This is a genomic window from Lysobacter sp. K5869, from assembly GCF_018847975.1.
In the GTDB taxonomy this organism is placed as follows: domain Bacteria; phylum Pseudomonadota; class Gammaproteobacteria; order Xanthomonadales; family Xanthomonadaceae; genus Lysobacter.
Window position 1 is genome coordinate 4,322,651 of the sequence record NZ_CP072597.1, and the last position, 12,625, is coordinate 4,335,275.

The 12,625-nt window shown below is 67.8% G+C and carries 8 protein-coding genes; 2 read left to right on the plus strand and 6 right to left on the minus strand.

Going from position 1 to position 12,625, the window contains the following annotated elements; all coding sequences use genetic code 11:
• Nucleotides 1–30: 30 nt before the first annotated feature.
• From acnB to J5226_RS18170, 3 genes are all read right to left on the minus strand, one after another.
• Complete coding sequence (gene acnB, locus J5226_RS18160; RefSeq protein ID WP_215835824.1) at nucleotides 31–2,616, minus strand: bifunctional aconitate hydratase 2/2-methylisocitrate dehydratase; 2,586 nt, start codon at nucleotides 2,614–2,616, stop codon at nucleotides 31–33.
• Nucleotides 2,617–2,708: 92 nt separating this feature from the next.
• On the minus strand, nucleotides 2,709–3,107 hold the full coding sequence (locus J5226_RS18165; protein ID WP_215835825.1) for a type II toxin-antitoxin system VapC family toxin: 399 nt from the start codon (nucleotides 3,105–3,107) through the stop codon (nucleotides 2,709–2,711).
• 4 nt (nucleotides 3,108–3,111) lie between these two features.
• Complete coding sequence (locus J5226_RS18170) at nucleotides 3,112–3,336, minus strand: AbrB/MazE/SpoVT family DNA-binding domain-containing protein (protein ID WP_215835826.1); 225 nt, start codon at nucleotides 3,334–3,336, stop codon at nucleotides 3,112–3,114.
• A gap of 808 nt (nucleotides 3,337–4,144) precedes the next feature.
• On the opposite strand from J5226_RS18170, the gene acnA reads away from it, so the two are divergent.
• Nucleotides 4,145–6,913: an aconitate hydratase AcnA gene (acnA, locus tag J5226_RS18175; RefSeq protein ID WP_215835827.1), complete on the plus strand. Its 2,769-nt coding sequence runs from the start codon at nucleotides 4,145–4,147 to the stop codon at nucleotides 6,911–6,913.
• Nucleotides 6,914–7,288: 375 nt separating this feature from the next.
• Nucleotides 7,289–7,882, plus strand: a complete 594-nt coding sequence (locus J5226_RS18180) for a hypothetical protein (protein ID WP_215835828.1) — start codon at nucleotides 7,289–7,291, stop codon at nucleotides 7,880–7,882.
• 73 nt (nucleotides 7,883–7,955) lie between these two features.
• On the opposite strand, the gene J5226_RS18185 is transcribed toward J5226_RS18180, so the two are convergent.
• From J5226_RS18185 to J5226_RS18195, 3 genes are read right to left on the minus strand one after another with little or no spacing between them, the layout of a single operon-like run.
• Entirely contained in the window at nucleotides 7,956–9,155 is a 1,200-nt protein-coding gene (locus J5226_RS18185; RefSeq protein WP_215835829.1) for a VWA domain-containing protein, read from the minus strand.
• Entirely contained in the window at nucleotides 9,145–11,535 is a 2,391-nt protein-coding gene (locus tag J5226_RS18190) for a DUF5682 family protein (RefSeq protein WP_215835830.1), read from the minus strand. Before J5226_RS18190 ends, J5226_RS18185 begins: the two co-directional genes overlap by 11 nt.
• A gap of 7 nt (nucleotides 11,536–11,542) precedes the next feature.
• Nucleotides 11,543–12,625, minus strand: coding sequence for an AAA family ATPase (locus J5226_RS18195; protein WP_215835831.1), 1,083 nt, complete (start codon nucleotides 12,623–12,625; stop codon nucleotides 11,543–11,545).

Here is a 12,625-nt window from a genome sequence, read left to right on the forward strand (position 1 = left end):
GTTTTCGGGTTGCGCGTGTTACGGCCGGAATCAGGCGGCGACGGTGTCGGCGACCTGCTTGTAGTCGGCGATCTGATCGAAGTTCATGTAACGGTAGATCTTGTCGCCGTTGGCGTTGATCACGCCGATGTCCGCCATGTACTCCTCGCGGGTCGGGATGCGGCCCAGACGCGAGCAGATCGCGGCCAGTTCGGCCGAACCCAGGTACACGTTGGTGTTGCGGCCCAGACGGTTGGGGAAGTTGCGGGTCGAGGTCGAGAACACGGTCGCGCCCTCGCGCGCCTGCGCCTGGTTGCCCATGCACAGCGAGCAGCCCGGCATTTCCATGCGCGCGCCGGCGGTGCCGAAGGTGCCGTAGTGGCCTTCCTTGGTGAGTTCGGACGCGTCCATCTTGGTCGGCGGCGCGACCCACAGGCGGGTCGGGATGTCGCGCTTGCCTTCCAGCAGCTTGGCGGCGGCGCGGAAGTGGCCGATGTTGGTCATGCACGAACCGATGAACACTTCGTCGATGACCGCGCCGGCGACGTCGGACAGGGTCTTCACGTCGTCCGGGTCGTTCGGGCAGGCGACGATCGGCTCGACGATCTCGTTGAGGTCGATCTCGATCACCGCGGCGTACTCGGCGTCGGCGTCGCCTTCCAGCAGCTGCGGGTTGGCCAGCCACGCTTCCATCGCCTTGATCCGGCGCGACAGCGAGCGCGGGTCGGCATAGCCTTCGGCGATCATCCACTTCAGCAAGGTGATGTTGCTGTTGAGGTACTCGACGATCGGTTCCTTATCCAGCTTGACCGTGCAGCCCGCGGCCGAACGTTCGGCCGAGGCGTCGGACAGCTCGAACGCCTGCTCGACCTTCAACTGCGGCAGACCTTCGATTTCCAGGATGCGGCCGGAGAAGATGTTCTTCTTGCCCTGCTTGGCGACGGTCAGCAGGCCCGACTTGATCGCGGCCAGCGGGATCGCGTTGACCAGATCGCGCAGGGTCACGCCGGGCTGCATCTCGCCCTTGAAGCGGACCAGCACCGACTCGGGCATGTCCAGCGGCATCACGCCGGTGGCCGCGGCGAACGCGACCAGACCGGAGCCGGCCGGGAACGAGATGCCGACCGGGAAGCGGGTGTGCGAGTCGCCGCCGGTGCCGACGGTGTCGGGCAGCAGCATGCGGTTGAGCCACGAGTGGATCACGCCGTCGCCCGGACGCAGCGCGATGCCGCCGCGGTTGCTGATGAAGGCCGGCAGCTCGTGGTGGGTCTTGACGTCGACCGGCTTCGGATAGGCCGCGGTGTGGCAGAACGACTGCATCACCAGATCGGCCGAGAAGCCCAGGCAGGCCAGATCCTTGAGCTCGTCGCGGGTCATCGGGCCGGTGGTGTCCTGCGAGCCCACCGAGGTCATCTTCGGTTCGCAGTAGGTGCCCGGACGGATGCCCTGGCCCTCGGCCAGACCGCAGGCGCGGCCGACCATCTTCTGCGCCAGCGAGTAGCCCTTGCCGCTGTCGGCCGGGTTCTGCGGCAGGCGGAACAGCGTGGACGGGGCCAGACCCAGCGCTTCGCGCGCCTTGGCGGTGAGGCCGCGGCCGACGATCAACGGAATGCGGCCGCCGGCGCGGACTTCGTCCAGCAGCACGTCGGACTTGAGCGCGAACTCGGCGATCAGTTCGCCGTTCTTGAACGCCTTGCCTTCGTACGGACGCAGCTCGACCACGTCGCCCATGTCCATCTGCGACACGTCGAGTTCGATCGGCAGCGCGCCGGCGTCTTCCATGGTGTTGTAGAAGATCGGCGCGATCTTCGAGCCCAGGCACACGCCGCCGAAGCGCTTGTTCGGAATGAAGGGGATGTCTTCGCCGGTGAACCACAGCACCGAGTTGGTCGCCGACTTGCGGCTGGAGCCGGTGCCGACCACGTCGCCGACGTAGGCGACCAGGTGGCCCTTGTCCTTCAGCGATTCGATGAAGGCGATCGGGCCGCGCTTGCCGTCTTCTTCCGGCTCGATGCCGTCGCGCTTGTTCTTCAGCATCGCCAGCGCGTGCAGCGGGATGTCCGGGCGGGTGGTCGCGTCCGGCGCCGGCGACAGGTCGTCGGTGTTGGTTTCGCCGGTCACCTTGAACACGGTGACGGTCATGCTCTGCGGCACTTCCGGCTTGCTGGTGAACCACTCGGCGTCGGCCCAGCTCTGCAGCACGGCCTTGGCGTGGGCGTTGCCCTTCTCGGCCTTTTCCTGCACGTCGTGGAAGGCGTCGAACATCAGCAGGGTGTGCTTGAGCGCGTTGCCGGCGACCGCGCCGACTTCGGCGTCGTCGAGCAGCTCGATCAGCGGATGGATGTTGTAGCCGCCGAGCATGGTGCCCAGCAGTTCGGTGGCGCGGGCGCGCGAGATCAGAGCGTTCTTCTCCGTGCCGAAGGCGACCGCGGCCAGATACGAGGCCTTGACCTTGGCGGCGTCGTCGACGCCGGCCGGCACGCGGTGGGTGATGAGATCCAGCAGGAACTCGCCCTCGCCCGCCGGCGGGGCTTTCAGCAGTTCGATGACCTCGGCGGTCTGCTGGGCGGTCAGGGGCAGCGGCGGAATGCCCAGCGCGGCGCGCTCGGCAACGTGGTGGCGATAGGCTTCCAACATAAAAATTCTCCGCGTGGATCTGGTGGTGTGGGGCGCAAAAAAACGGATGTAGGTCGTGCGTGCGGCTCGGCCCGAAGGCCGCGCCGGCGGGCTCAGGCTTGCGGCACGATCAGCTTCAAGCCCTTGAAGTAGTCGCGATAAAACGTGTCGTTCCAGGTGATCAGGCCGTCGCACTGAAGCAAGGCGTGGGCGCCGGTCAGGAACGCGCCGAAGCCGCGCGACGCGCCGCCGCGCTGGCGGTGGCGCCGGTGCATCTCGCCCGCGCGCAACGCCGACTTGGCTTCCAGCGCGCTGAAATGGATGCCCATTTCCTCCAGCGCTTCCTGCGCCTGCGCGCCGCCGCGCAGCGCCGCGCAGATCTCGGCCAGGCTGACGTCGCAGACGACCACGCGGCCGCCGACCAGACTCTGGCGCAGGCAGGATTCGACCGCGTCGGCTTGCGGGCCGTCGCTCAGCAATTCGATCAGGACCGGCGAATCGACCGCGATCACCGGCTCATTCCTCGTCGCGCATCGCGCGCGCGGCGTCTTCGCCGGACTCGAAGCCGTCCAGGGCGAACTTGCCCCGGGCCTTGGAGATCGCATCGTCCACGCTCTTGCGCAGGATGATGCGGCTGCCGTCCAGCTCGACTTTCAGCAGCGTGCCCTTGGTCAGGCCGAGCGCATCGCGCACTGCCTTGGGCAGGGTGATCTGGCCTCGTTCGGCGACGGTCGCTTCCATGAGTACGCTCCAGAAAGTATGCGGGCATTATACATACCTGAGGCCCTCCCTGGGCGCCGGGACAGCGGCGGGGAGCCTCGTGCCGGGAAGCGAAAGGTCCGGCACGGGAATCGCGTTTCAGGGATTAAATTCATATTTTTCAATTAGTTGAAATCACGTCAGCCGGACGGTTGCGGGGGCGCCGTCATCGCTACGCCCGGATCCTCCGACCGTAGCCGTTCAGCCATACGTACCGGCAAGTCAGGCCCTCGCCGGCGCCCCGCCCCTTCCGCACCGCCGCCGCCCTAGCCGTCCTGGCCGCGGCGGACGGCATCGCCGCGGCCGGTCGGGCTCGCAACGCATCGCCACGGGCCTCCGCCACGCACCCCGGCCGCCGCGCCTTCTGCGCAAAGCCGATGCGCGACGCGATCGCCCCGAACCCCGACGGCGACTTCGCGCCGCGCGCCCGCCGACTCGCCGAAGCGAAACAAAGCGCGGGCATCCTCGCCCGATGCGCGACGGCGCGGCGCGCGACCCATCGCTCGCCGCGCCCGCGCATTCCGCGCAACGCTGTGTTGTCGCCCGCACGGGACCGGCCGCCAAGCGGCGAGCGAAATACGCGACAAAAGCCGCGCGACCGGCCGGAAACGCGGAACCGCCACCGCCGTCGCGGTCGCAGCGCCTCGACACCCTATGCACATCGGGCCATCGGCAACTGGTGGATAATCCGGCCACAGACCCCGCCACGCACTGCGCCGCACGGTCCATCGCAAGCCGATCCTCGCCCGGCGCGAGGCGCGAGCCAGCACTTCATACAGGAGTTCACCGCATGAGCGACTCGTTTTCCACCCGACGCCAGCTGTCCGTCGACGGCCGCGACTACACCTACTTCAGCCTGCCGGCGCTGGGCGAGCGCTTCGACATCGCCCGCCTGCCCTACTCGATGAAGATCCTGCTGGAGAACCTGCTGCGCCACGAAGACGGCGGCGCCACGGTCGGCAAGGAGCACATCGAGGCGGTCGCGCAGTGGGACGCCAAGAAGGAGCCCGACACCGAGATCGCCTTCATGCCGGCGCGCGTGGTCCTGCAGGACTTCACCGGCGTGCCCTGCGTGGTCGATCTGGCGGCGATGCGCGACGCGGTCGGCAAGCTCGGCGGCAACGCCAAGCAGATCAATCCGCTGATCCCCTCCGAACTGGTCATCGACCACTCCGTGCAGGTCGACGTGTTCGGCCGTCCCGACGCGCTCGACCTCAACGGCAAGATCGAATTCGACCGCAATAAGGAACGCTACAGCTTCCTGCGCTGGGGCCAGAAGTCGTTCGAGAACTTCAAGGTGGTGCCGCCGAACACCGGCATCGTCCATCAGGTGAACCTGGAGAACCTCGCCCGCGTGGTCATGGGCCGCGAGGTCGACGGCGAGCTGCAGGCGTTCCCGGACACCGTGTTCGGCACCGACAGCCACACCACGATGATCAACGGCATCGGCGTGCTCGGCTGGGGCGTTGGCGGCATCGAAGCCGAGGCGGCGATGCTCGGCCAACCGTCCTCGATGCTGATTCCGCAGGTGGTCGGCTTCAAACTGACCGGCAAGCTGCCCGAAGGCAGCACCGCCACCGACCTGGTGCTGACCGTCACCCAGATGCTGCGCAAGCACGGCGTGGTCGGCAAGTTCGTCGAGTTCTACGGCGACGGCCTGCAGCACCTGCCGCTGGCCGACCGCGCCACCATCGCCAACATGGCGCCCGAGTACGGCGCGACCTGCGGCATCTTCCCGATCGACGCCGAATCGCTGAACTACCTGCGCCTGTCCGGCCGCGGCGAGGATCAGATCGCGCTGGTCGAGGCCTACGCCAAGGCCCAGGGCCTGTGGCACGAGCCGGGCCAGCCGCACGCGCAGTACTCGGCCACGCTCGAACTCGACCTCGGCGACGTCAAGCCGTCGCTGGCCGGCCCCAAGCGCCCGCAGGACCGCGTGCTGCTGGAGAACGTGCACGCCAACTTCCAGGACAACCTCGGCCCGCTGGTCGCCAACCGCAAGCCGCGCGGCGTGGGTTGCGCGATCGAGGAACTCAACGGCGAAGGCGGCAATCAGCCGCAAGCGAGCCAGCTCGCGGCCAAGCCGGTGTCGAAGATCCGCATCCAGGACCAGGACGCCGAACTCTCCGACGGCTCGGTGGTGATCGCCGCGATCACCTCCTGCACCAACACCTCCAACCCGGCGGTGATGCTCGGCGCCGGCCTGCTCGCGCGCAACGCCGCACGCCTGGGCCTGAAGTCCAAGCCGTGGGTGAAGACCTCGCTCGGCCCGGGCTCGCTGGTGGTCACCGATTACCTCAAGAAGGCCGGCGTGCTCGACGATCTGGAGAAGCTCGGCTTCTACGTGGTCGGCTACGGCTGCACCACCTGCATCGGCAACTCCGGCCCGCTGCCGGACGAAGTGTCGAAGGGCATCGCCGAGAACGAACTGGTGGTCGCCTCGGTGCTGTCGGGCAACCGCAACTTCGAAGGCCGCGTGCATCCGGAAGTGAAGGCCAACTACCTCGCCTCGCCGCCGCTGGTGGTGGCGTACGCGATCGCCGGCACGGTCAACATCGACTTGACCCAGGAACCGATCGGCAAGAGCAGCGACGGCCAGGACGTGTTCCTGCGCGACATCTGGCCGTCGAACAAGGAAATCGGCGACACCATCGCCGCGACGGTCGGGCCGGAACTGTTCGCGCAGAACTACGCCGACGTGTTCAAGGGCGATACGCGCTGGAACCAGATCGCCTCGCCGGACGGCGAATCGTTCCGTTGGGACGAGTCCTCGACCTACATCAAGAACCCGCCCTACTTCGACGGCATGACCATGCAGGTCGGCAGCATCGACGACGTCCACGGCGCGCGCGTCATGGGCCTGTTCGGCGATTCGATCACCACCGACCACATCTCGCCGGCCGGCAACATCAAGAAGGACTCGCCCGCGGGCCGCTTCCTGATCTCGCGCGGCGTGCAGCCGGTGGACTTCAACAGCTACGGCTCGCGCCGCGGCAACGACGACGTGATGGTGCGCGGCACCTTCGCCAACATCCGCATCAAGAACCTGATGTTCGGCGGCGAAGAAGGCGGCAACACGCTGTACTACGGCAAGGACGGCGCGCAGCCCGAGAAGCTGGCCATCTTCGATGCCGCGATGAAGTACAAGGCCGACGGCGTGCCGCTGGTGGTGTTCGCCGGCAAGGAATACGGCACCGGTTCCTCGCGCGACTGGGCGGCCAAGGGCACCAACCTGCTCGGGGTCAAGGCGGTGATCGCCGAGAGCTTCGAGCGCATCCACCGCTCCAATCTGGTCGGCATGGGCGTGCTGCCGTTGCAGTTCAAGGACGGCGAGAACGCGCAGACCCTGGGGCTGGACGGTTCCGAAGTGGTCAGCGTGACCGGGCTGGACGACGGCAAGGCCAAGACCGCGACGGTGACGGCGAAGAAGGCCGACGGCGGCGAGACGACGTTCGAGGCGAAGGTGTTGCTGTTGACGCCGAAGGAAGTGGAGTACTTCCGGCATGGCGGCATTCTGCATTACGTGCTGCGGCAGTTGGCGGCGAAGAAGGCGGCGTAAGCCAGACCGTGGTTTGCGAAGGGCCCGGGCGTTCGCTCGGGCCTTTTGCTTTTTGGGCAACCGAAAATCCCCTACGCCCCGCGTTTCGTGGCCTGAGCCGTCTGCGCTGCCGTTGTGGGCGAAAGCTAGCCGAAGCGGCGTAGCACGGCCACATTCTCGATGTCGTGCAACTCCAACACCGTCATTCCGGCGAAAGCCGGAATCCATTTTGACTTTGCCGTCGCCTTAGCCGTTTCTTTTTGCCTTGACGCCTCCCCACCCGAGGCCCACGCCCCAAAGCCCCGGAGGGCGCGCGCATGGATGCGCGCGTGCGCCGTAGGGGCTTGGATGCCCCTTACGGCGCAGCCCCGCGCCCGGTGCTGGACCTAGTGGCTCTTGATTCGAAAACAAGGAAAGCGCCTTTCTTTGGTTACTTTCTTTGGCAAGACAAAGAAAGTAACTCGGCCGCTTGCGGACGAAAGCTTTAAGCGTTTGATCTTCGCTTGTCGTCGTGCGCTCTTGCGAGCGGAAGCGGAAGCAACATCAAAATGGGTTCCGGCTTTCGCCGGAATGACGGTGGGCAGGGTGTCCGCCATCGCCACCTGCGAGAAGCGCAGCTCACACTCCGTCATTCCGGCGAAAGCCGGAACCCATTTTGACTTTGCTGTTGGCTTTGCTCTTTCCGAAGCAACGAGTGACGACAAGCCTCAATCCAGAGCGTTCCGTCCGCAAGCGGCCGGGTCACTTTCTTTGTCTTGCCAAAGAAAGCAACCAAAGAAAGGCGCTTTCCTTGTTTTCGAATCAAAAGCCACTAGGGCTCATAGCGGCGCGGGGCCGCGCCATAAGGGTCATCCTGACCCATGGCGCGCGTGCGCATCCATGCGCACGCCCTTCGGGGCTGCGGGGCGTGGGCTTTGCTTGGGGATGCGTCAAAGCAAAGAGAAACAGCCAAGGCAAAGTCAAAATGGATTCCGGCTTTCGCCGGAATGACGGGTCGGGGAGGACGACGCAGTGGAGTGGCGAGACCTGAGATTGCATCCATTCGCATTCTCCCCGCCCCGCTTTATCCCTCCGCCCGCGTCGGCACCAACCCGTTCCCCGCCGCCCACTGATTCACGTCGTCGCGCCGGATCGCCGCCGCCATTAACCCCGGAAACGCATCCGGCGTGCACGCGAACGACGGCACGCCCAGCGCCGCCAGTTTCGCCGCCAGCGCTTGATCATAAGCCGGGCGGCCTTCGTCGCTGAGCGCCAGCAGCACGATGAACTGCACGCCCGCTTCGACCAGTTCCTGCGCCCGCGCCAGCAGCTTGGCTTCGACGCCGCCTTCGTACAGATCCGAGATCAACACCAGGATGCTGTTGCGCGGTTCGCGGATCAGGCTCTGGCAATAAGCGACCGCGCCGTGGATGTCGGTGCCGCCGCCGAGTTGCACGCCGAACAACAGGTCGACCGGGTCGTCGAGTTGTTCGGTCATGTCCACGACCGCGGTGTCGAACACCACCAGCCGCGTCGCCACCGCCGGCAGCGAAGCCATCACCGCGCCGAAGATGCTCGAGTACACCACCGAGGCCGCCATCGAGCCGCTTTGGTCGATGCACAGGGTGATCTCGCGCTGCGGCCGCCGCGACTTGCGGCCGAAGCCGATCAACTGCTGCGGAATCACGGTCTTGTACTGCGCCTGCCAATGCTTGAGGTTGGCGCGGATGGTACGGTTCCAGTCGATCTCGGCATGCCGCGGCCGGCGCGTGCGGCGGGCGCGGTCGAGCGCGCCGGTCACCGCCGAGCGCATCGGCTCTTCGAGCTTGCGCATCAGTTCCTCGACCACGCGCCGCACCACCATGCGCGCGGTGTCCTTGGTCTCGGCCGGAATCACGCCCGACAAGGACACCAGATTGGCGACCATGTGCACGTCGGGCTGCAGGCCTTCGAGCATTTCCTTTTCCAGCAGCATCTGGCGCAGGTCCAGGCGCTGCAGCGCGTCGCGCTGCATCACCTGCACCACGCTGGTCGGGAAGTATTTGCGGATGTCGCCGAGCCAGCGCGCCACGTTCGGCGCCGAACCGCCGCGGCCGCCGCGCCGCGACAGGCCGCCGGGGCCGGAGGGTTCGTACAGCGCGGCCAGGGCCGCGTCCATCGGCGACAGGCCGGCGCCGAGGCCGCCGCAGCTGTCCTGCGCCTCGCTGCCGAGCACCATGCGCCAGCGCTCCTCGCGCGAGCTCGGCACGGCCGCGTCGGCGGGCGGATTCGTTTCAGCGCTCATGCGCGTCTCCCACGGCGCTCAGGCCGAACAGTTCGCGCAGCAGCGGCAGCGCGCGCGCCGCGCGGGCGGCGTCCCAGGACGATTGCGCCGCCGACGCGGGCGCCGCGCCGACCGGACGCTTGACCCGCACGCCGAGGTCGCGCCGGTCGGCGGCCTCGAATTCGGCGAAGCTGCGCCGCAGCAGCGGCACCACGCGCAGGAAGTGCTCGTGGCCGAGGTTCGAGATCCAGCCGTCGATCAGCGCCCACACCGCGTCGTCGTGCAACAGCACCGCGGCGTTGCGGTTGAGGAAGCCGTCCAGCCACTGCGCCGCCTCCAAAGGTTCGGCGCCCAACGACAGGTTCAGGCTCAACTCGCGCGCCACCGCTTCGCCGTCGAACGCGCCGGCGTCGAACAGCAAGCGCGTGGCGAGACCGCGCAGCAGCGGCGTGGCGCTCAAAGCCAGCGCGATCTGACGCAGCGCGCCGCGCCAGGTCGCGGTCTGAGTGTCCTCATCGCGCAGTTCGACCGCGCGGTCGGCGGCGAGCAGGGTTTCGCGCGCATCGCTCGCGGCGGCTTCGTCCAGGCCGCCCAGCGCGAGGGTCAGGCCGATGCAAGCGCGCGCGAGCATGCCGTCGAACAGATGCCGCACCTGCGCCGCGTCGGTGTTGCGCACGTTGCCGTAGCGCTGCACGTTGGCCAGCGCCGGCAGCGCGGCCAGCAGCGACAGCGGATCGGCGTCGACCGCGGCGCGCGCCTGCAGCTCGGCGGCGACCGCTTCGACCGCGCCGGGCAGATTCGCCAGCAGCACGCGGTCGATCAGGCGCGACAGATCCGGCAGACGCTCGGTCTGGCGCGCGCGCTCGATCGCGCGCGCGGTCGCGGCCTGCTCGACGGTCTGGCCGTAGCGGCTGGCGACGATCAGTTCGATCTCGAACGCCGGCTGCCACGCCAGCTCCCACACTTCGCGGAAACTGCCGCGCGAACGTCCCGCACCGCCGAGCCGGCCCCAGCCGATGTCGAGCAGCAGCAGACGGTGCAGCAGTTCGCTGCGCTGCAGGTCGGTGTCGTTGCGCAGGTCGAGTTCGAGCGGCTTGCTCAGCGCCTCGGGCTTGAGCCGCAGGCGCTTGCGCTGGGCTTCCAGGTCGCGCTGCAGCGGCACGGTCGGCACCGATTCGGGCACCGAGCCGATCCGCTCGCCGATCATCAGCGATTGCTCGATCAGCCGCATCGGCGCGTCGTCGCCGTTGCACAGGATGCTCAGGGTGGCTTCGTTGAGTTCGTCCAGGCTCGGCGCCGGGCGCTCGCGCAGCGCGGCCAGGGTGTCGGCCAGACGCGCGGCTTCGATCAGGTGCGCGGACGAGCAGTCCAGCGCGTGTTCGCGCAGCACCCGCGCGACCCGTGCGAACCAGCCTACGGTGCGGCCCTGGCTGCCGCCGTGCCGCCACAGATGTTCGTACCAACCCGGCGAATCGATGCCGGCGCCGTAGCCGCTGGCGCTGCTGAGATGTCGATACGTCCACGGCACCCAGGTCGCCGCGGCCTTGAGTTTGGGCAGTTCCTTGAGCAGGGCTTTATCGGCCGCGGCGGTGGCCTTGCCGGTCAGCGCCGGCACGTGCCAGGCGCCGCAGACCACGGCGATGCGGGCGAAACCTTGCTTGACCGCGTCGCGGATGCCGCTGCGCATATGCGCTTCGCGCAGCAGTTCCTCGCGCGGGTCCAGGCCGTTGCGCAATTCGGCGTTCTCGCGCAGTTCGCCCATCGCCGCGGCGATGGCTTCGAACAGGCCTTCGCCGTCGCCGCGCTCCTCGACCATGTGGTTCCACCAGCTCTCGCCGTCGGCGTAACCGGCGGCGTGAGCGAGCCAGTCGAGCGGGTCGCGGTGGTGCGCGTGGACGGCGTCTTCGGCCGCTGCGGTCTCGGAGGAAACGTCCGCTTCGGCGGGAACCGCATCGACCCGCGCCGCGTCGTCGGCGAGTTCCTCGGGCGGCGATGCCGCCTCGCCCTCGCCCTCGCCCACGTCCGCGTCCGGCGCGGCCGCAACCGCACCGAACGCCTCGCGCCGCGCGCGCTGCCAAGCCAGACTGGCCCCGGCCGGCACGTCGATGAAACGCAGTTCGGCGCCGCGCTCCACCGCCCAGCGCATCGCCTGCCATTCCGGCGAGAACTCGGCGTACGGATGGAACACCGCCAACTGCGGATCGTCGACGCCGTAGGACAGCAGCGCCACCGGCGGCTGCAGCTGCGCATCGCGCAAGTGTTCGACCGCCAGCGCTTCCGCGCCGGCCGGTCCTTCGATCAGCACGCAATCGGGCTGCAACGCGTCCAGCGCCTTGCGCAGGCTGCGCGCGCAGCCCGGGCCGTGGTGGCGGATGCCGAAATAACCGAGCGTCGCGCTCATGCCGCGCTCAGAGCTGTTCGCGGAAGGCGCGATACAGATCCTTCCACTCGGCGCGCTCCTTGACCACGGTTTCCAGATACTCCGTCCACACCACTTGATCCTGCACCGGATCCTTGACCACCGCGCCGATCATGCCCGCGGCCATGTCGGCCGGACGCAGCACGCCGTCGCCGAAGTGGCCGGCCAAGGCCATGCCGTTGTTGATGACCGAGATCGCCTCGGCGGTGGACAGGGTCGAACTCGGCGTCTTGAGCTTGGACTTGCCGTCCTCGGTCTGGCCGTTGCGCAGTTCGCGGAAGATGCGCACGATCCGCGCGACTTCCTTCAGCGCCGGCGGCTCGGCCGGCAGTTCCAGCGCACGGCCGAGTTCGTGCACGCGCTTGACCACGATCGAGACTTCCTCTTCCTCGCTCGACGGCACCGGCAGGATCACGGTGTTGAAGCGGCGCTTGAGCGCGCTCGACAATTCGTTGACGCCCTTGTCGCGGTTGTTGGCGGTGGCGATCACGCTGAAACCGCGCGCGGCCTGCACTTCGCTGCCCAGTTCCGGCACCGGCAAGGTCTTTTCCGAGAGCACGGTGATCAGCGTGTCCTGCACGTCGGCGGGAATGCGGGTCAGCTCTTCGACGCGGGCGATCTTGCCGAGCTTCATCGCGTTCATCATCGGGCTCGGCACCAGCGCGTTCTCGCTCGGGCCGTGGGCGAGCAGTTGCGCGTAGTTCCAGCCGTAGCGGATCTGTTCCTCGCTGGTGCCGGCGGTGCCCTGGATCAGCATGGTCGAGTCGCCGCTGATCGCCGCGCTCAGATGCTCGGACACCCACGACTTGGCCGTGCCCGGCACGCCGAACAGCAGCAGCGCGCGGTCGGTGGCGACGGTGGCGACCGCGATCTCCATCAAGCGGCGGTTGCCGATGTACTTGGGGCTGATCTCGAAGCCGTTGTCGAGCTTGCCGCCGATCAGATACGTCACCACCGCCCACGGCGACAGCTTCCAGTTGGCGGGACGCTGGCGGTCGTCGGCCTTGGCCAGTTGTTCGAGTTCTTCGGCGAACTGGATTTCGGCGTGTTGGCGCAGGACGGCGGCGGTCAT